Below are 20,162 nucleotides of genomic sequence, written 5' to 3' on the forward strand. Positions count from 1 at the left end.
TGCTTTTATTACAGTTCCAAACGTAACATTGAGGCTCTTGTTCGCACAGAGGATGGCTCATGTTCACGGGAAGTATTGTCGCGATTGTTACACCGATGGATGAAAAAGGTAATGTCTGCCGGTCAAGCATGAAGAAGCTCATTGATTACCATGTCGCCAACGGAACCTCGGCGATCGTTTCGGTAGGGACTACCGGTGAATCCGCAACGCTGAGCCACGAAGAGCACGGCGACGTTGTGATGCTGACCCTTGAGCTGGCTGACGGGCGTATTCCGGTCATCGCGGGTACGGGCGCAAACGCAACGGCAGAGGCGATTAGCCTGACTCAGCGTTTTAACGACAGCGGCATCGTTGGCTGTCTGACGGTGACACCTTACTACAACCGTCCTACCCAGGAAGGTTTGTTCCAGCATTTCAAAGCCATCGCTGAACATACTGACTTGCCACAAATTCTGTATAATGTGCCGTCCCGTACCGGTTGCGATATGCTGCCGGAAACCGTTGGCCGTCTCTCGAAAGTAAAAAATATTATCGGGATTAAAGAGGCGACAGGGAACTTAAGCCGCGTTCATCAGATCAAAGAGCTGGTTTCAGACGACTTTATCCTGTTGAGCGGTGATGATGCGACCGCGCTGGACTTTATGCAGCTCGGCGGTAACGGCGTGATTTCCGTGACGGCGAACGTGGCGGCGCGCGATATGGCTGACATGTGCAAACTGGCCGCAGCCGGTCACTTTGATGAAGCTCGCGTGATTAATCAGCGTCTGATGCCGTTGCACAATAAATTATTTGTCGAACCCAATCCGATCCCCGTGAAATGGGCATGTAAGGAGTTGGGGCTTGTAGCAACCGACACGCTGCGTCTGCCAATGACACCGATTACCGACCACGGTCGTGAAATTGTCGCTGGCGCGCTGAAGCATGCCGGTTTGCTGTAAAGTTTAGGGAGATTTGATGGCTTATTCAGTACAGAAGTCGCGCCTGGCGAAGGTTGCGGGTGTTTCGCTTGTTATGCTCCTCGCTGCCTGTAGTTCAGACTCGCGCTACAAGCGCCAGGTGAGCGGTGATGAATCCTATCTGGATGCGCCGCCGCTTGCTGAACTTCACGCGCCTGCCGGCATGATCCTGCCGATCCAGAACGGTGATTATAATATTCCGGTTACGAACGGCAGCGGCCTGGTGGGTAAAGCGCTCGATATTCGTCCGCCAGCTCAGCCTCTGGCGCTGGTGAGCGGTGCGCGTACCCAGTTCACCGGTGATACCGCCTCTCTGCTGGTGGAAAGCGCACGCGGTACCACGCTGTGGCCGCAGGTCGTGAGCGTCATTCAGTCGAAAAACTATACGATTGATAAACGCGACGACGCCAGCCAGACCTTAACCACCGACTGGATTGAGTGGAACCGTCTCGATGAAGACCAGCAGTATCGTGGTCGTTATCAAGTCTCCGTTAAGCCGCAGGGTTATCAGCAGGCGGTTACCGTTAAGCTGTTGAATCTTGAGCAGGCGGGTAAACCTGTTGCCGATCCGGCCGCCATGCAGCGCTACAGCACCGAAATGCTGAACGTGATTGCAGCGGGTCTGGATAAGAACGCCACCGATGCCGCAAACGCCGCGCAGAACCGTAACGGTTCAACGTTTGACGTGCAGAGCGGTGCAGACGATACCGGCCTGCCAATGCTGGTGGTGCGTGCGCCGTTTAACCAGACCTGGCAGCGTCTGCCAGCTACGCTTGAAAAAGTGGGCATGAAGGTGACCGACAGCACCCGTTCAACGGGCAGCATCACAGCGACCTATAAGTCGCTGTCTGATAGCGCCTGGCAGGAGCTGGGGGCAAGCGATCCACAGCTGCCTTCCGGTGACTACAAAATCCAGGTTGGCGACCTCGATAACCGCAGTAGCCTGCAATTTATCGATCCGAAAGGACACACGCTGACCCAGGCGCAGAACGATGCGCTGGTCGCTGCCTTCCAGGCCGCATTCAGCAAATAAATACGAGGGCGGGTTAATCCCGCCCTTTTTATTTTCGTGCCACGCAAACGTGTGCGTGGCATAATATGGCCAGTTTTGAATACAAATCATCACACCAGGAGTAATGAAGATGCAGAAGCAAGCTGAGTTGTATCGTGGCAAAGCGAAAACCGTATACAGCACGGAAAACCCGGACCTGTTGGTGCTCGAATTCCGCAATGATACGTCAGCAGGAGACGGCGCACGCATTGAGCAGTTCGATCGTAAGGGCATGGTGAACAACAAGTTCAACCACTTCATTATGACCAAACTGGCCGAAGCCGGTATCCCGACTCAGATGGAAGCGTTGCTGTCCGATACGGAATGTCTGGTAAAAAAACTGGATATGGTGCCGGTTGAGTGCGTGATCCGTAACCGTGCCGCAGGCTCCCTGGTGAAGCGTCTGGGCATTGAAGAGGGTATCGAACTGAATCCACCGCTGTTCGATCTGTTCCTGAAAAACGACGCCATGCACGACCCGATGGTCAACGAATCCTACTGCGAAACCTTCGGCTGGGTAAGCAAAGAGAACCTGGCGCGCATGCAGGAACTGACCTACAAAGCCAATGACGTGCTGAAAAAGCTGTTTGATGACGCGGGCCTGATCCTGGTCGACTTCAAGCTGGAGTTCGGTCTGTACAAGGGTGAAGTGGTGCTGGGCGACGAATTCTCGCCGGACGGCAGCCGCCTGTGGGACAAAGAGACGCTGGATAAAATGGACAAAGACCGTTTCCGCCAGAGTCTGGGTGGCGTGGTCGAAGCGTACGAAGCGGTTGCTCACCGTTTAGGCGTTAAGCTCGACTAAACTGCGCATTTGCCAAAGGATGTTGGCATCCTTTGGCGTCTTATCCTTGTTTACTATGGTAATCCTTTCATTAACCGCCTACGATCATAGCTATTATAAATGGAATAGTTCGAGGTGTTTATGCGCTGGCAAGGGCGTCGTGAAAGTGACAACGTAGAAGACAGACGCAGCAGTGGTGGCGGTGGTCCGTCTATGGGCGGGCCAGGTTTCCGGTTACCCAGCGGCAAGGGCGGCATTATTCTGCTGGTCGTCGTGCTGGTGGCGGGCTACTACGGCGTCGACCTGACCGGTTTGATGACCGGTGAAACCGGGCAACAGCAGCAGTATTCTCAGCGCTCCATCAGCCCGAATGAAGATGAAGCGGCGAAATTTACTTCCGTTATTCTCGCGACGACCGAAGATACCTGGGGTCAGCAGTTCGAGAAAATGGGGCGGACTTATCAGCCGCCAAAACTGGTGATGTACCGGGGCGCAACCCGCACCGGCTGCGGCACCGGGCAGTCCGTTATGGGGCCGTTCTACTGCCCGGCGGACAGCACCGTCTATATCGATCTCTCCTTCTATGACGACATGAAAAGCAAGCTGGGCGCCGACGGCGATTTTGCCCAGGGCTACGTGATCGCGCATGAAGTCGGCCACCACGTGCAGAAGCTCCTCGGCATTGAGCCTAAAGTGCGTCAGATGCAGCAGAATGCTTCTCAGGCGGAGGTGAATCGTCTGTCCGTACGCATGGAGCTTCAGGCCGACTGCTTCGCTGGCGTCTGGGGACACAGCATGCAGCAGCAGGGCGTGCTGGAAACAGGCGATCTGGAAGAGGCCCTGAATGCCGCACAGGCGATTGGTGACGATCGCTTGCAGCAGCAGAGCCAGGGGCGCGTTGTGCCGGACAGCTTTACCCATGGCACCTCAGAGCAGCGCTACAGTTGGTTTAAGCGTGGCTTCGACAGCGGCAACCCGTCGCAGTGTAATACCTTCGGCAAAGCTATGTGATGTTGGGGTTTGAACAGCTGGTCAACCAGCTTCAGCGTACCGGGCACCGCCGGCTGGTGGTGCTCAGCGGCGATGAAGCGTGGACGTTGAGCCAGGCGACCATTCTGCGCGATACGTTACCAGGAGACTGGCTGTGGCTGGAGGAAAACCCCTCTAAGACCATCAGCGGCCTGCTGGGACGTGAATACCTGCACGCCGTTTTTGACGCGCGTCGCGGGTTTGACGTCTCGGCCTTCGCCGCCCTCAGCGGGACCCTGCGCGCCGGAAGCCTTCTGATGCTGCTGGTGCCGCCGTTCTCCGTCTGGGCTAACAGGCCCGACGCGGATTCTCTACGCTGGAGCGACAGCGCCGAGCCGATCGCCACCCCGCACTTTGTTCACCACTTTTGCCGGACGCTTGCCGCCGATTCAGATGCCATCGTCTGGCATCAACATCGTCCTCTGTGCCTTCCCGTTACGTCAGATTTACCCGCCTGGCAGCCTGCCAGCGGTGAACCGCAGCGCGAGCAAGCTGAGATCCTCGACGCTCTTCTGACCATGCCTGCGGGCGTGGCCGCCGTGACGGCACCGCGCGGACGCGGAAAGTCCGCCCTGGCGGGCATGTTGCTCAACGGCATTCAGGGGAGTGCAGTCGTGACGGCACCGGCAAAAGGGGCGACGGATGTCATCGCGCGTTTCGCCGGGGAACATTTTCACTTTATGGCCCCGGATGCGCTGCTGGCCTCCACAACAGAAGCTGACTGGCTGATTGTCGATGAGGCGGCCGCCATCCCCGGCCCGCTGCTGGAGAAGCTGGCGTCGCGCTTTCCCCGCGTGTTGCTGACCACCACGGTGCAGGGTTATGAAGGCACGGGCAGGGGATTCCTGCTGAAGTTCTGCGCCCGGTTTAGCGGGCTGCGGCGTTATACCTTATCCACGCCAGTTCGCTGGGCTGCCGGATGTCCCCTTGAGCGGATAGTGGCGAACGCGCTGCTGTTCGACGATGCGCTTATCGATCGCAAACCGGAAGGCGAGGTACGTTTAACGTCGCTGGAGCCCGGGATGTGGGAGAGCGATCCGGCGCGCGGGGCAGGCGTGTATGAACTGCTGTGTGCCGCGCACTACCGGACGTCACCCCTCGATTTACGCCGGATGATGGACGCCCCCGGCCAGCACTTTGCTGTTGCTCAGGCGGGCGCGGAGATCGCGGGCGCGCTCTGGCTGGTGGAGGAGGGGGGATTACCCCCTGAACTTAGCCGCGCAGTCTGGGCGGGCTTTCGTCGGCCGCGTGGAAATCTGGTGGCGCAGTCGCTGGCAGCGCACGGCGGCTCGCCGCTCGCGGCGACGCTGAAAGGCCGACGCGTCAGCCGCATTGCGGTTCATCCCCATCGCCAGCGGGAAGGCATCGGCCAGCGGCTGATCCGCAGTGCCAGCGGAGAAGATTATCTCTCGGTCAGCTTTGGCTATACCGACGAGCTGTGGCGTTTCTGGCGGCAGTGCGGGTTTGTGCTGGTGCGAATGGGCAGCCACCGGGAAGCCAGCAGCGGGTGCTATACGGCGATGGCGTTGCTGCCGCTGAGCGAGGCGGGGCATCAGCTCTGCGAACAGGCGCATCAGCGGTTATGTCGTGATATGCGCGTCCTGTCGGCCTGGAATGGCGAAAAGATCCCGGTGACGGATGCATGGGAAGCTACCCTTAATAGTGACGACTGGCTGGAGCTGGCGGGGTTTGCCTTTGCTCACCGGGCGTTTTCAACTTCGGTTGCGGCGCTGACGCGGTTGTTGTTAGCCGTGGACATGCCGCTCCCGGCACTGCGGGGGAAAATGGAAGGGAATATGCACGATTTCGGGCGCAAAGCGTTGCTGGCGAAGCTACGCGAGGAAACCGCTCACGCGCTTGAAAGGCTTGATTACTCCCGTAGCCAGCAGCTGAAAGCCGACATTTTGCAATGGCAATTTTTTCAATGAGTTCTTCAGTAAAGTGGCATGGTCATTACCCCGCAGAGGCGTAAAATCCTGCTTATCAATTAAGGAGATCGCCATGAAACATGACCATTTTGTTGTGCAAAGCCCGGATACACCTGCTAAACAGCTACTGCTTCTGTTTCATGGCGTGGGCGACAATGCCGTCAATATGGGACAGATTGGCAGCTGGTTTGCACCCGTTTTCCCACACGCGCTGATCGTCAGCATCGGCGGCGTGGAGCCGTGCGGTCCGGACGGGCGGCAGTGGTTTTCCGTCGAGGGCGTGACGGAGGAGAATCGTCAGGCGCGTATTGATGCCGCTATGCCAGCCTTTATCGATACCGTGCGTTACTGGCAGCAGCAGAGTGGCGTAGGCGCCGACGCAACTGCGCTGATTGGCTTCTCTCAGGGCTCAATCATGTCGCTGGAAAGCGTAAAAGCGCAGCCCGGACTGGTGTCCCGCGTGATTGCCTTTAACGGGCGTTTTGCGACGTTACCGCAAAGCGCGACCACGCAGACCACGATCCATCTCATTCATGGGGGGGAAGACCGGGTAATTGAGCTTTCGCATGCGGTTGCTGCCCAGGAGACGCTGATGCGCGAGGGCGGAGATGTGACGCTGGATATCGTAGACGATCTGGGGCATGCCATTGACGATCGCAGCATGCAGTTCGCGCTCGATCATCTGCGTTATACCGTACCGAAACATTACTTTGATGAAGCGCTCAGCGGCGGTAAGCCGAATGACGATGATATCGTCGAGTTTTTGTGAGGTGTCCCCCTCTCTTTAGGGAGAGGGGAAACAGAGCGATCACTTCTTCTGGTCCTTCTTCGGCCAGTCGTCTTCATCGTCCCACTTGTCGTTAAAATCACGGTGCGGCGGAAGATCCGGTTTGTTGGCAAGGAACTTTTTATGGTCAACGCGCTTGAGATCTTTAATCACGTTAAGCAGCACGCCTACCAGAAATACCAACACCAGAATCCACCAGTACTTTGAAAGCCAGTCCATTCGCTAATCCTCTTTAAGCACCCGTCAGGCGACGAGCTGCTCCATAATACGTTGATACATGCGGGCCAGCAGTTGTAAATCGGCAGCGTTCACGCATTCATTGATTTTGTGAATCGTCGCGTTAACCGGACCCAGTTCGACAACCTGTGCGCCCATGCGGGCGATAAAGCGTCCGTCAGACGTGCCGCCCGTTGTCAGCAGCTGTGGTTTAATTTCATTATAGTGCGCAATGGCGTTCACCACCGCATCCACCAGTTTACCGCGCTGCGTCAGGAACGGCTGGCCAGACAGCCACCAGTCGAGGGTATAGCGCAGCTGATATTTCTCGAGCAGCGCAATCACGCGCGCTTTGATCATCTCGTCGGTCAGTTCGGTGCTGAAGCGGAAGTTAAACTGGACGAAGAGATCGCCGGGAATGACGTTGTTGCTGCCGGTGCCGGCCTTGATGTTGGCTATCTGCATGCTGGTTGGCGGGAAAAATTCGTTGCCTTTATCCCATTCAATGCCTACCAGTTCGTTCAGCATCGGCGCGGCGCGGTGTACCGGGTTATCCGCCAGGTGCGGATAGGCAACGTGGCCCTGCACGCCATGAATAGTCAAATTACAGGTCAGGGATCCACGGCGGCCATTTTTCACCACATCGCCCACCACTTCGGTGCTGGACGGTTCGCCCACCAGACAGTAGTCCAGACGTTCATTGCGCGCCATCAGGGCCTCAACGACCTTCACGGTGCCGTTGTGGGCGCTGGCTTCTTCATCGGAGGTAATCAAAAACGCAAGACGGTTTTTATGGTTCGGATGCTGGGCGACGAAACGCTCTGCCGCCACGACCATCGCAGCCAGAGAACCTTTCATGTCCGCAGCGCCGCGTCCGAAAAGCATGCCGTCGCGGATGGTCGGCTCAAAAGGCGGGTTGATCCAGCGGTCTGCGTCGCCTGCGGGAACTACGTCAGTATGTCCGGCAAATGCCAGCGTCTCTCCCTGACCACGCCATGCCCAGAAGTTCTGCGTATCGCCAAAATCCATGTGCTCCACGGTAAAACCGATGGCACGCAGGCGCTCAATCATTAATGCCTGACAACCTGCGTCGTCCGGGCTAAGGGAAGGACGGCGAATAAGCTGCTGAGTCAGCTCAATGACCGGGCATGACATAGACTACACCTCAACGAATAAATCTGAATAAAGGGTTTCACTGAAACCCAGCAGCATAGGCTGACCTGGCTTGCAGAGCAATGGGCGTTTGATGATTGCCGGCATTTCAAGCATCAGTTTGGCTGCGCTGTCGGCGTCGTTGATCGTGGCCCGGAGAGATTCATCCAGTTTTCGCCAGGTGGTCCCGCGTGTATTCAGTAGCGCTTCCCATCCCAGTTCGTTGATGGCGGAATGGAGAAACGCGGGGTCAAGCCCGTCGGCACGGTAATCGTGGAAGCGATAGTCGATGTTGTGTGCTTCCAGCCAGCGGCGGGCTTTTTTAATCGTGTCGCAATTCTTAATGCCGTACATCACAACCATAGTGAATCCTTTTGTTCTTTTGTGGGTTAAATGTTCAATATTTTCGAAGATATATCCTTAAGTGGAATATAACACATTCGGAATTTTTCGGGATTTACAATTCTCCATAATTCAACGAACAGCTGTAAGCTGAATAGTCTTTCATCTTTTAAGCATAGTTGTCCACCCTGTTTAAATTGCCAATAAACTCAGGGGGAAATTAAAAATGCTGTCATTTTCCCGACTATTTCAAAATATTGCTGTAGGTCACATAAAATTTACCCGACAACGCTCATAGTGATCCTAAACCTACCAGCACAGCGGGGTTCAATCACAGCAATCGGTTAAAGTGGCTTCACAATGATGATACGTTTTCGTAGAATGCACATAATAATAAGAGAGGTTGTTATGATTGAACGTGAACTGGGGAACTGGAAAGATTTTATCGAAGGCATGCTTCGTAAATGAATTTCCGGTAAGAAATGCAAGAGCACTTAATTAACTAAAATAACCATAGTGTGAAAGAATCACACAATAAAAAGGCGGCCTGTAAAGCCGCCTTTTTTATTTCAACGTGTTATTCCGGCTTATCCTTCAGCGGGAAACGACGGCGTACCAGCACAAAGAACAGCGGTACGAAATAGATAGCCAGAATCGTCGCCGAAATCATTCCCCCCATAACGCCCGTTCCCACCGCGTGCTGGCTGCTGGAGCCTGCGCCGGAGCTGGTGGCCATCGGCAGGACGCCAAACACAAACGCCAGAGAAGTCATCAGGATCGGACGCAGGCGCTGACGACAGGCGTGCAGCGTGGCGGCCATCAGTTCGTGACCTTTGGCATTCATCTCATTGGCAAATTCGACGATCAGAATGGCGTTTTTCGCCGACAATCCGATTACGGTGAGGAGTCCGACCTGGAAATAGACATCATTTTCCAGGCCGCGCATCCAGGTTGCCAGCAGCGCTCCGATGACCCCGAGAGGCACCACCAGCATCACCGAGAACGGCACTGACCAGCTTTCATACAGCGCCGCCAGACAGAGGAACACCACCAGCAGCGAAAGGGCATACAAGGCAGGCGCCTGAGCGCCGGAAAGCCGTTCCTGGTAGGACATCGCCGTCCACTCCAGGCCAAAGCCGGTCGGTAACTGCTGAACCAGTTTTTCCATTATATCCATTGCGGTACCGGTACTGACGCCCGGCGCGGCTTCACCGACAATCTCCAGCGCCGAATAGCCGTTGTAACGCTCCAGACGCGGTGAACCGGTCTCCCAGCGTGACGTCGCAAACGCCGAGAACGGCACCATGCCGCCGGTGTTATTGCGCACATACCAGCGGTTGATATCGTCCGGCAGCATGCGGTATTTGGCGGCAGACTGAACGTAGACCTTCTTCACGCGGCCGCGATCCATAAAGTCATTCACGTAGCTTGAGCCCCACGCCGTTTGCAGGGTGTCGTTAATGTCGTCGATGGAGACGCCCAGCGCCTGCGCTTTACGCTGGTCAATATCCACCTGTAGCTGAGGGCTGTCATCCAGACCGTTATGACGAACACGGGTAAGCTGCGGATCTTTCCCGGCCAGCTCCAGCAGCTTGTCGCGAGCAGCCATCAACGCGTCATGCCCGGCGCCCGCGTGATCCTGAAGCTCCATATCAAACCCGGCTGAGCTGCCCAGGCCGCTGATGGCGGGCGGGCTGCTGGCGAAAACGCGCGCTTCCTTGATTTTGTTGAACGCTTTGGTTGCACGCTCAATGATGGCAAAGGAGGAGCCGGTATCGCTGTCGCGCTGGTCCCAGTCTTTCAGGCGCACAAACATACGCGCCACGTTCTGCCCGTTACCGCCAGGGCCAGAGCCGACGGTGGAGAAGACGGAGACCACGTTATCTTTCTCCTGAGTATGGAAGTAGTTCTCAACCTTCTGCACCACTTTCAGGGTCTGCTGCTGGGTCGAGCCGCTGGGTAACTGTACGGAGGTGATAAACATGCCGCGATCTTCCAGCGGCAGGAACGAGGTTGGCAGCCGCAGGAACAGGAAGACCATGCCGCCGAGCAGCAGGACATAAACCACCATCCAGCGCACGCTGCGGTGCAGTACTTTACCCACGCCCGCTTCATAGCGCGCCGCATTGCGGTTAAACATGCGGTTAAACCAGCCGAAGAAGCCTTTTTGACCGTGGTGTTCGCCCTTATGCAGCGGTTTCAGCAGCGTCGCGCACAGGGCAGGGGTAAGGATCATCGCCACCAGTACGGAGAGCACCATTGCAGAGACGATGGTGATCGAGAACTGGCGATAAATCGCGCCCGTGGTGCCGCCAAAAAACGCCATCGGGATAAATACCGCCGACAGCACCATGGCGATACCGACCAGCGCGCCCTGAATCTGTCCCATCGATTTGCGCGTGGCCTCGCGGGGCGAAAGCCCTTCCTCGCTCATGATGCGCTCAACGTTTTCCACCACCACGATGGCATCATCCACCAGCAGGCCGATGGCCAGCACCATGGCGAACATGGTCAGAGTGTTGATGCTGTAACCGAAGGCATACAGCACCGCAAAGGTACCCAACAGCACCACCGGCACCGCAATCGTGGGGATCAGCGTAGCGCGGAAGTTTTGCAGGAACAGGTACATCACGAGGAACACCAGCGCGATAGCTTCGAGCAGGGTTTTCACCACATCTTCGATGGAGGCTTTTACGAACGAGGTGGTTTCGTAGGCGACTTTGTACTCCAGTCCGTGCGGGAAGAAATGCGACAGCTCATCCAGACGCTCTAGCACCCGCTGCGCGGTCGCCATTTCGTTGGCGCCGGAGGCCAGTTTCACCCCCAGCCCGGACGCGGCATTGCCGTTGAAGCGGCTCAGGTAGTCATATTTTTCCGCCCCCATTTCCACGGTGGCGACATCCCCCAGACGCACTTCCGAACCGTCCTGATTCACGCGTAGCGTGATATTGCGGAACTGTTCAGGTGTCTGGAGCAGCGACTGGGAGTTGATGGTGGCGTTAAGCGCCTGGTTGTCCACGGACGGCGTACCGCCGAGCTGCCCCACGGCAATCTGGGCGTTCTGCGATTCGATAGCGTCGGTGACATCTTTGGCGGTCATCTGCACGCTGTTCAGCTTGTTGGGATCCAGCCAGATACGCATGGAGTACTGCGAGCCGTAGGCGTCGATATCACCCACGCCGTTGATACGGCTGAGCGGGTCCTGAATATTACTGGCGACGTAGTCCGCTATGTCCTGCTTATCCATTGAGCCATCGGTTGAAACAAACGCGATGGTCAAAATATTGGTGTCACCGGTTTTACGCACGGTCACCCCCTGGTTCTGCACCGCCTGAGGCAGTTTACGCAGGGCCGATTGCAGCTGGTTTTGCACCTGCTGCACCGCTTCATCCGGATCCGTGCCCGCCGTAAAGCTCAGGGTTACCGTCGCCTGGCCCGTGGCGCTGCTCTGTGAGGACATGTACATCAGGTTATCGAGACCCGTCATGTTCTGCTCGATAACCTGGGTGACGGTATTTTCCAGCGTCTGTGCCGAGGCGCCAGGGTAGTTCGCCGTGATACGCACGTTGGGGGGCGCGAGGTCAGGGTATTGCTCAACAGGAAGGGACGTAATCGCCAGGACACCCGTCAGACACAACAGGATTGCAAGCACCCAGGCAAAAATGGGGCGATCGATGAAAAAATTCGCCATTAAAGTGTGACCTCGTTTTGCTGCACGTCATTATTGTTTATTGCCCGCCTAACTTTAGCGGTAAGGCCCAGGTCAAACGTGGAGAAATAAAGGAGATAATGTAAATTATCATGCGCTTTTTTCAGCGCGCCTTCTTTCTCGCTATTTTTCAGCCTGGGCCGCAGGCGTCTGGAACGTTACGCTGACCTGTGTCCCGCCCTGTGGCGGCTGAGAAAAGTGTAATGTCCCGCCGAGCCGTCCCGCGCGTTCGCGCATGATATTCAGCCCGTAATGCCCCGGCGGTTCGCTGGCGTCGCCGATACCAATGCCGTTGTCGCGGATCGTGACCGTGTGAGTGCCGTCCGCGGTGGTGACGCAGCTGACCACAATCTCGCTCGCGTCGGCATGTTTAATCGCATTCAGCACTGCCTCACGCACAATCTGTAAGAGGTGCACCTGTTTTTGTGCGTCCAGCGCCAGCGATGAGAGACGGCAGTCGAGCACCAGCTTCGCGCGGGTCTGGCTTTGCAACCCGTCGAGAGACTCCTGTAGCGCGGCAGGAAGATTGGCGTGATTGAGCGTCAGGCGGAAGGTGGTGAGCAGCTCGCGTAGCTGATGCCAGGCGTTATTCAGCTCGCGGGAGAAGTCCGTGATGATAGCCTGCGCCGGGGCATTGTCGCCCGGCACGGCATGCTTCAGCAGCGTAAGCTGAATACGCAAATAGGAGAGCACCTGCGCCAGCGAATCATGCAGCTCGCGCGCGATGGTGGCGCGCTCCTCCATCAGCAGCAGCTGCTGATAATGTTTCTGCGCCTGATTGAAATAGAGCCCCCGGCCCAGCATCGTCGCCACGCTTTCCATGAGCGGCAGCGGAACATCCCCGGTCGCGCTTTGCCAGCGCAGTTCGCCGTACAGGGTGTCCTGCATTAACACCGGTAAATTGTGCATTTTCTCGCCCGGGGACTCCTGTCCTTCGTAAAGCTGCCAGTCGTCACTGGTGCGCAATTGCAGGTAATTCATCTGCGTATAGTCATGCACAATCTGCAAAATATGCCGGAAGCAGTGGCTGTCTATCTGCCCGGTATTCAACGCCTGTGAGCATTTGAACAGCATTTCGAGCTGCTGATGCGCTTCATTCAGGTGGCGGGTTTTTTCAGCAACGGAGCGCTCAAGTGAACGGTACAGGGTGTGTAATTCCGCCGACATATGGTTGAAGGCGCGGGAAAGCTGGCCCAGCTCGTTGGGAAGCGTAGTATCCGGCGCGGGAGTGTCGAATTGCCCCTGTTCGATACGCTCGCTCGCCGCCACCAGATTATTCAGCGGCAGCACAACCTGACGGCGGATGCGCCGCAGGGTCACCACCGCCAGCAGCAGGATGCCCAGGCCACCCGTCAGCGACATGAAAATCACCAGCTGAATTTTATGTTCGGTGTAGTGCTGTAGCGCCAGCACAAAGGAATCTATCCGGCCCACGAAATCCTCAATGTGGTTCTGATACCACCCGGTATCGCCGCTGGCGATGCGCGTGTCCATCTCCTGCCAGCCAAGGTGCAACTGCTGGTAACGCTGTTTGACGTCCTCTGGCACATACCAGCGGTTTAGCTTCTGCAACGCAGGCGCTCTCAGCGTTTTTTGCCAGACCGCGCGGTGCTCTGCCAGCGATGGGCCGGCGCGCTGCATTTCGTAGCCCAGGCGGTAGCTCTGCATACGCAGCGAGCCGGCGATGTTAATCGCCTCGGCGTCGCGCTGGCTGCTGGCGAGTGTGACCAGCGCAATGGCGCTGATCAGAACGGACAAGACAATCATCGAAAAGAAAGCCCGAGCCAGGCTTCCCGATACGGGGCGTTTAACGGTCACTCATCAGCTTCCTGAATTAAATTGATCTGCCACAGGTTCACTGGAAATAGTTCGGCTTCCTGGGCATTTGAACATTGCGTCGCCATGCCGCTGTGGGTAAATACGATAACAATAGAAAGAATAAGGTTATTGAACCAAAAACAGGTGTTGTTATGAATCGTTTTATTATGGCCAACGCTCAACAGTGTATCGGTTGTCGCGCCTGCGAAGTTGCCTGTGTGATGGCGCACAACGGGGAGCAGCACGCGCTGAGCGAGCGCCATTTTCATCCCCGCATTACGGTCCTTACCTCAGGCTTGCGAAAAAGCCCCGTGACCTGCCACCACTGTGAAAACGCGCCCTGCGCGCAAAGCTGCCCGAACGGAGCCATCACGCAACACAGCGACAGCGTACAGGTCAATCAACAAAAATGCATTGGCTGTAAAGCCTGCGTGGTGGCCTGTCCGTTTGGCACGATGGACATGCTGATCACCCCGCTGCAAAACGACAGCGTAAAGGCCTCGGCGCACAAATGCGACCTCTGCCTGGAAAGGCCGCAAGGCCCGGCCTGCGTGGAAAACTGCCCGGCGGAGGTGCTTACGCTCGCCACCCCAGCCGTACTGGATAAGCTGGTTAAGCAGCGCCGACAGCGCAGCGCAAGGCTGGACGCGCTGCCGTGGCACAGCGAGGCGGTTCAGTCAGCCCCTCCGCAAACCAAACGGCAACAGATGCAAAACACCCCGGCGCGCGGTGAGCCGGATAAGCTCAGCCCCGAAGCACGCGCATACCATTTTAACGAGATCTACCTGCCGTTTCGCCCGGAACAGGCGCAGCGTGAGGCATCCCGGTGCCTGAAATGTGGCGAGCATAGCATTTGCGAGTGGACCTGCCCGCTGCATAACCACATTCCCCAGTGGATTGAGCGGATCGGGGCGGGGGATATCGTCGGTGCGGCTGAGCTTTCTCACCAGACTAACTGTTTACCGGAAATTACCGGCCGCGTCTGCCCACAGGATCGATTATGTGAAGGCGCCTGCACCCTGCGGGATGCGTCAGGGGCAGTAACCATCGGTAATATCGAACGGTATATCTCGGATCGGGCGCTGGCGATGGGCTGGACGCCGGACGTCAGCCACGTTAAGCCGGTCGGTAAGCGCGTCGCCATCATCGGCGCCGGTCCGGCAGGGCTGGCCTGCGCCGACGTGCTGGTGCGCAGCGGCGTCGGCGTGACGGTCTACGACCGCCATCCGGAAATCGGCGGATTGCTGACCTTTGGTATTCCGGCCTTCAAGCTGGATAAATCCCTGTTAGCGCGGCGCAGAGAGATATTCAGCGCGATGGGCATCCGCTTCGAGCTGAACTGCGAGGTGGGAAAAGACGTGTCGATGGCCCAACTGCAAAACGACTACGATGCCCTGTTCATCGGCGTAGGGACCTATCGTTCCATGAAAGCGGGTATCCCTCACGAAGACGCGCCGGGCGTGTACGACGCGCTGCCGTTTTTAGTGGCAAACACGCGGAACGTGATGGGCCTTGATCCTGCCGCAGACGAACCGTTTATCGACACACAGGGTTTAAACGTGGTGGTGCTCGGCGGGGGCGATACGGCGATGGACTGCGTGCGCACCGCGCTGCGGCATGGCGCGGCGAAAGTAACCTGCGCCTATCGGCGGGACGAGGCCAACATGCCGGGCTCAAAGAAAGAGGTTAAAAACGCGAAAGAAGAGGGCGCAGCGTTTGAATTTAATGTCCAGCCGGTTGAGCTCACGCTGGATACCGACGGGAAGGTTAACGGTATCCGGATGCTGCGCACCAGGCTGGGCGAGCCGGATGCGCAGGGGCGGCGGCGTCCTGTCCCGGTGGCGGGCAGTGAGTTTGTCATGCCAGCGGATGCGGTGATCATGGCGTTTGGTTTTAATCCGCACGCCATGCCGTGGCTTCAGGCGCAGGGCGTCGACACCGACGACTGGGGGCGCATCAGGGCCTCCGTGGAGAGCCGTTATCGCTACCAGACCTCGAATCCGCAGATTTTTGCTGGCGGTGATGCGGTACGCGGTGCGGATCTGGTGGTCACCGCGATGGCGGAAGGGCGCCATGCCGCGCAGGGGATCATGGACTGGCTTGGCGTGCCGCCGCGCAACTTGCATTAATGCAGACGGGCGACAAAGCGGGCATCACGGCGTAGTATAAACAGACTCATTTTGCCGTGGAGCCCGTATGTCCCTGAACATTACCGTTATTAAAGACAAAATCCTTTCTGAAAATTACTTTGTCCTGCGTAACATCACTTACGATCTCACCCGTAAGAACGGGGACGTCATTCGCCATAAACGCGAAGTCTACGACCGGGGCAATGGTGCAACCATCCTGCTGTATAACCGTGAAAAGCAAAGCGTGGTGCTGATCCGCCAGTTTCGCATCGCGACATGGGTCAATGGCAACGCGGACGGACGTCTGATTGAAACCTGTGCAGGTCTGCTTGATGACGATGAGCCGGAAGTGTGTATCCGCAAAGAAGCCATTGAGGAGACGGGTTTTGAAGTGGGTGCGGTGCAGAAAGTCTTTGAGCTGTTTATGTCCCCTGGCGGGGTTACCGAGCTGGTTCACTTCTTCATTGCGGAATATACCGATGCTCAGCGCACGCACCGGGGCGGCGGCGTGGACGATGAAGACATTGAAGTGCTGGAAATGCCTTTCGCTCAGGCTGTCGACATGGTGAAACGCGGTGAGATCCGCGACGGTAAAGCGGTGATCCTGTTGCAGTATCTGCAAACCAGCGGGCTGATGAATGCGGCGGCGGAAGCGCGATAAGTTGTATTTCAGATAAATCTATCCGATAAATCCGATTGAGCCAGCCCGCCCAGGGCACGAAGATACGCCCCAGATTGACCTATTCGTTTCCGGGGCTGTGCCGTTCATGCGCTACTGCGTTTATCTTCTCTTCTTCATTTGCGTGCTTCCCGCGCCTTTGGTGTGGGCTGCGCCTGCGCAGCAGTCTTTTTCAGACTGGCAGGTGACCTGCAATAACCAGAACTTCTGCGTAGCGCGCAATACCGGCGAGCATCGCGGTCTGGTCATGACGCTGAGCCGCAGTGCGGGGGCAAAAACGGACGCCAGCCTGCGCATCGATCTCGGCGGGCTTTCGGCGCCACCGGTGAAAGAGCCTGACATCGCCCCGCGCCTGCTGCTCGACAATGTGCCGCTTAAACTCACGTCGCAACACTGGCAGTTAGCCCCCTGGCATCTTAAAACAGACGATACGGCCACCATCACCACGTTTCTGAAAACCATTCAGGAAGGGCAGGCGCTGACCCTGCGCGGGGGGAAGCAGACAATTTCTCTGGCCGGTCTGAAAGCGGCGCTGCTGTTTATCGATGCCCAGCAAAAACGCGTCGGAAGTGAAACGGCGTGGATTAAAAAAGGGGATAGTCCACCGCTGAGCGTGCCGCCTGCGCCGGCATTAAAAAAGGTGGCGGTGGTGAACCCCACGCCAACGCCGCTGACGCATAACGAACTCAACGATCTGCTGGATTACGGTACCTGGCGCATGAACCACAGCCAGTGCTCTCTCGATCCGAACCGGCGTGAAGTGCGCGTGACCGCGCTGACCGATGACAAAGCGCTGATGATCATCAGCTGTGAGGCGGGGGCGTACAACACCGTCGACCTGGCGTGGCTGGTGCCGCGTAAAAAACCATTTTCGGCCAGGAGCGTGAGATTGCGTCTGCCGTTTACCCCTTCCAGCCAGAGTAGCGACATGGAGCTGATGAATGCCAGCTTCGACGAAAAAACGCGCGAGCTGACCACGCTGGCGCTGGGACGCGGGATTGGCGACTGTGGGATCCAGACCCGCTGGCGTTTTAACGGCCAGCGCTTCCGCCTGGTACGCTACGCGGAAGAGCCAAGCTGTGATAACTGGAATGGGCCAGATGCCTGGCCCACGCTGTGGATCACAAGGTAGGGTTTTGCCGGGTGGCGCTGTCGCTTACCCGGCCTACTTTTTAGAACCGTAGGCCCGGTAAGGCGTAGCCGCCACCGGGCACGAGGGCATCACCGATCGCTCTTACGGAAAAAGTCGTTATACAGCATATACAAATGCGCCGCGCTCCAGGAGAAGTTAGGTGCGCCCTGCTGTGCTCCGGTCAGGGGGTTATAGTTCTCCTGAATCGGGCCGTCCGAGGTTAACCCTTTCGCATGCTTAAAGAAGGTTTCGGCGAGGGTTTGCGCCTGCTCACGATAGCCGTAACGTTCCATGCCTTTTAGTCCAAACCAGAACTGATCGACCCAGACCCGGCCGCGCCAGTATATGTCTGCGCCGAACGCCGGGTTTGTCAGCGCGGCGGTGCCGAGCGGTACCCAGGTATTGAACTCCTTCGGATCCAGCATCACCTTGACCACGGCATCCGCATGTTCCTGCGTCGCGGCACCGTTAAACAGCGGAGACCAGCCTTCCGGCCCTTTACCGCGCTCGACGATAGGTTTGCCCGCACAGCCGTTCGCCAGCGACTTATCCTCGATACGAATGTCATAGTAAAACCCGCTTTTCGCATCGAACATGCAGGTATTGATATAGGTTGCGAGCTTATCTGCCAACTGGCGATAGTGGCTGGCCTCCTGCTCTTTACCCAGCAGGCTCGCCATCTGCGCCAGATAGTGATTGTCGCTGTACATATAGCTTGCCTGGTCAACGGACTCCTGTAATAAGGAATACCCTAACAGATCGCCTTTTTTACTCCTGTTTTCGGCAAATTTAACCGTCCAGTCGCTGCGTTTCCCGCCGTTTTCAACGTACTTATCCAGCTGCGCTTTATCGATAAATCCGAATACGGCGGCATCATCGCGCCCGGACTCCCACGAGGCGGCCACCTGCGCGGGGATCTCCAGGCCGTCGTACTGGCCGTTATCGATTATCCGTGCGTAGTTATTCAGGCCGGAAAGCGACTCTTCTTTATCACCTTTTTTCACCGTGAACAGCATCTCGCCGGTAGCGGTGTTATGGGCCTTATCACGCGTCGCACCGTACTCCGGCACGCCGTTGCCGTTATGATCGCGGTTACGCAGCCACCAGTCGTGATAGGCAACCAGTTTTGGATACATCTCGGCAAGCCAGGCTTTATCCTGCGTGGTGTTATACACCTCCATCACCGACCATGCCGCCAGGCTCGGCTTGGTGTTACGCTCGTTCCAGTTACCGCCGTCGCCGCCTCGTTCCGGGCTCAGGTTCCAGGCGATTAAATCCGGCACAAATCCGGTATCCTGCGGGCGCACCGGATCGTCGGGTTTGATCTGCCAGGAGAAGACCGCGCGGATGTTATCTTTGGCGATCTCCGGGTTGAAATGCGCCATGGCAAATGCCTGTTTCCAGGTGTCCCACGGCCAGGTCTGGTTGCCGGAGAACCAGCGTCCGGTTACGGAGGGCGTCACCGTGTTAAAACGCACCGCGCCGCCTGGCGAACGCCAGTTACCGTTCAACGTCTCGATGGCTTTCACCGCCACGCGCGTTTGTTCTGGTGTCGCGTGCGGGTTGGTTAACCCTTTTTGTAAATACCTCTCCCAGCGCGCTTGCGAGGCGGCCATAAAGTAGGCCGGACGCGCCAGAATGTCGCGGATCTGCGGCTGTTCACGCGCGACGTCATCGGCGTTCAGCAGATGGGAGTAGGTAGTGTACAGCGTGGTGCTGCCGGAAATCTGTGCCCGGCTGGTAAAGCGATGTCCGTCAACGGTGGTCTCGGCAGGAAGAGAGCGGTGTAACTGATATTCGGAACTGCCGGAGGTGAGCAGATCCCAGGTGGAGCGTACCTTGCCGAAGGTCACCTTCAGGCCGTCGCGCGTGGCTACAATTTTACGCTGATAATCAGGATATGCGCTGTCGATGGTTTTATCCGAACGCGGCTTGCCCTCTTTGGCCTCCAGTTTTTCCAGCAGCTCGCCGTCCCACACCAGCTCCAGCGGCGTTTTGCTGGTAATACGGGTTTCAAGCAGCGAAGTACGCGCAGAAGCAAAGCGCAGCGTCATCACGATCTGAACATCCCTGGCGCTCAGTTTCTGCACCAACGCGCCAGGGAGGCTGTAGGCTTCAAGGGTGAAATCCACTTTTTTACCGTTCTGGTAAACGGACAGGCGATCAAAATTCGTCGCCATAAAGTTGATGTACTCTTCGGTGAGCAGCGCTACGCCGGGAAATCCGCCCTGGGTCTGCGGCCCGTCCGGCAGCAAATGCCCATGCCAGGCACCCATATCAAAAAAGGGATTAAACCGCTGGTGGTCGTCGTAGTCGAAATCCTGCATGAAGAGCGGCGCGCCGGTACGGTTGATGACGTTTTTGAAGTCAGTTGCGGTGGCGGCGTGAGCCGAAAAACTGAGCGCCAGCGCGCAGGCCAGCGGCGTGAGGACGTATTTCATGGTGGTAGA

General features: G+C 57.2%; 16 protein-coding genes. 10 read left to right on the plus strand and 6 right to left on the minus strand.

The window, feature by feature from the left end; translation table 11 throughout:
• Window positions 1-59 precede the first annotated feature (59 nt).
• The 6 genes from dapA to ypfH all read left to right on the plus strand — a co-directional run bounded on the left by dapA (window position 60) and on the right by ypfH (window position 6,517).
• A complete protein-coding gene (gene dapA / locus ACOTY5_RS16310; RefSeq protein ID WP_045141745.1) occupies window positions 60-938 on the plus strand; it encodes a 4-hydroxy-tetrahydrodipicolinate synthase in 879 nt (292 codons plus the stop codon).
• Window positions 939-954: 16 nt separating this feature from the next.
• A complete protein-coding gene (gene bamC, locus ACOTY5_RS16315; protein ID WP_045141744.1) occupies window positions 955-1,989 on the plus strand; it encodes an outer membrane protein assembly factor BamC in 1,035 nt (344 codons plus the stop codon).
• Between the two features lie 109 nt (window positions 1,990-2,098).
• Window positions 2,099-2,812 carry a phosphoribosylaminoimidazolesuccinocarboxamide synthase gene (gene purC, locus ACOTY5_RS16320; RefSeq protein ID WP_001171626.1) on the plus strand — a complete coding sequence of 238 codons (714 nt, stop codon included), beginning with the start codon at window positions 2,099-2,101 and terminating at the stop codon, window positions 2,810-2,812.
• Window positions 2,813-2,932: 120 nt separating this feature from the next.
• Window positions 2,933-3,802, plus strand: coding sequence for a neutral zinc metallopeptidase (locus ACOTY5_RS16325; protein ID WP_001303362.1), 870 nt, complete (start codon window positions 2,933-2,935; stop codon window positions 3,800-3,802).
• Window positions 3,802-5,748 (plus strand): tRNA(Met) cytidine acetyltransferase TmcA, encoded by a 1,947-nt coding sequence (locus tag ACOTY5_RS16330; protein WP_045141742.1) that lies wholly within the window; start codon window positions 3,802-3,804, stop codon window positions 5,746-5,748. Before ACOTY5_RS16325 ends, ACOTY5_RS16330 begins: the two co-directional genes overlap by 1 nt.
• Window positions 5,749-5,821: 73 nt before the next feature.
• Window positions 5,822-6,517 carry an esterase gene (gene ypfH, locus ACOTY5_RS16335; RefSeq protein ID WP_045141741.1) on the plus strand — a complete coding sequence of 232 codons (696 nt, stop codon included), beginning with the start codon at window positions 5,822-5,824 and terminating at the stop codon, window positions 6,515-6,517.
• Between the two features lie 39 nt (window positions 6,518-6,556).
• Here the strand turns inward: ypfH and ACOTY5_RS16340 are convergent, their stop codons facing one another.
• Genes ACOTY5_RS16340 through ACOTY5_RS16350 form a run of 3 tightly spaced genes read right to left on the minus strand, consistent with a single transcriptional unit; the run spans window position 6,557 to window position 8,266 of the window.
• A complete protein-coding gene (locus tag ACOTY5_RS16340) occupies window positions 6,557-6,754 on the minus strand; it encodes a YpfN family protein (protein WP_000383991.1) in 198 nt (65 codons plus the stop codon).
• A gap of 24 nt (window positions 6,755-6,778) precedes the next feature.
• Window positions 6,779-7,906: a succinyl-diaminopimelate desuccinylase gene (gene dapE, locus ACOTY5_RS16345; protein WP_017383496.1), complete on the minus strand. Its 1,128-nt coding sequence runs from the start codon at window positions 7,904-7,906 to the stop codon at window positions 6,779-6,781.
• A 3-nt stretch (window positions 7,907-7,909) separates the two neighbouring features.
• On the minus strand, window positions 7,910-8,266 hold the full coding sequence (locus ACOTY5_RS16350) for an ArsC family reductase (RefSeq protein WP_015572203.1): 357 nt from the start codon (window positions 8,264-8,266) through the stop codon (window positions 7,910-7,912).
• Window positions 8,267-8,653: 387 nt separating this feature from the next.
• On the opposite strand from ACOTY5_RS16350, the gene ypfM reads away from it, so the two are divergent.
• Entirely contained in the window at window positions 8,654-8,713 is a 60-nt protein-coding gene (gene ypfM, locus ACOTY5_RS16355) for a protein YpfM (protein WP_015572204.1), read from the plus strand.
• 109 nt (window positions 8,714-8,822) lie between these two features.
• Here the strand turns inward: ypfM and acrD are convergent, their stop codons facing one another.
• Together acrD and narQ are read right to left on the minus strand one after the other, a co-directional pair.
• Window positions 8,823-11,936, minus strand: coding sequence for a multidrug efflux RND transporter permease AcrD (gene acrD, locus ACOTY5_RS16360; protein WP_017383494.1), 3,114 nt, complete (start codon window positions 11,934-11,936; stop codon window positions 8,823-8,825).
• Window positions 11,937-12,077: 141 nt separating this feature from the next.
• Entirely contained in the window at window positions 12,078-13,772 is a 1,695-nt protein-coding gene (gene narQ, locus ACOTY5_RS16365; RefSeq protein ID WP_062934020.1) for a nitrate/nitrite two-component system sensor histidine kinase NarQ, read from the minus strand.
• Window positions 13,773-13,924: 152 nt separating this feature from the next.
• Between narQ and aegA the strand changes: the two genes are divergently transcribed.
• The 3 genes from aegA (at window position 13,925) to ACOTY5_RS16380 (ending at window position 17,712) form a co-directional block, all read left to right on the plus strand.
• Entirely contained in the window at window positions 13,925-15,901 is a 1,977-nt protein-coding gene (aegA, locus tag ACOTY5_RS16370; protein WP_072044146.1) for a formate-dependent uric acid utilization protein AegA, read from the plus strand.
• 67 nt (window positions 15,902-15,968) lie between these two features.
• Window positions 15,969-16,562 (plus strand): GDP-mannose pyrophosphatase NudK, encoded by a 594-nt coding sequence (gene nudK, locus ACOTY5_RS16375; protein WP_017692952.1) that lies wholly within the window; start codon window positions 15,969-15,971, stop codon window positions 16,560-16,562.
• A 106-nt stretch (window positions 16,563-16,668) separates the two neighbouring features.
• Window positions 16,669-17,712: a DUF1176 domain-containing protein gene (locus ACOTY5_RS16380; RefSeq protein ID WP_045141737.1), complete on the plus strand. Its 1,044-nt coding sequence runs from the start codon at window positions 16,669-16,671 to the stop codon at window positions 17,710-17,712.
• 89 nt (window positions 17,713-17,801) lie between these two features.
• Here ACOTY5_RS16380 and ygjK read toward each other — a convergent pair whose 3' ends face one another.
• Window positions 17,802-20,153 carry an alpha-glucosidase gene (gene ygjK / locus ACOTY5_RS16385; protein ID WP_045141736.1) on the minus strand — a complete coding sequence of 784 codons (2,352 nt, stop codon included), beginning with the start codon at window positions 20,151-20,153 and terminating at the stop codon, window positions 17,802-17,804.
• Window positions 20,154-20,162: the final 9 nt, after the last annotated feature.

It is taken from the genome of Enterobacter cloacae complex sp. SHL018, from assembly GCF_049237905.1.
In the GTDB taxonomy this organism is placed as follows: Bacteria; Pseudomonadota; Gammaproteobacteria; order Enterobacterales; family Enterobacteriaceae; genus Enterobacter; species Enterobacter hormaechei_C.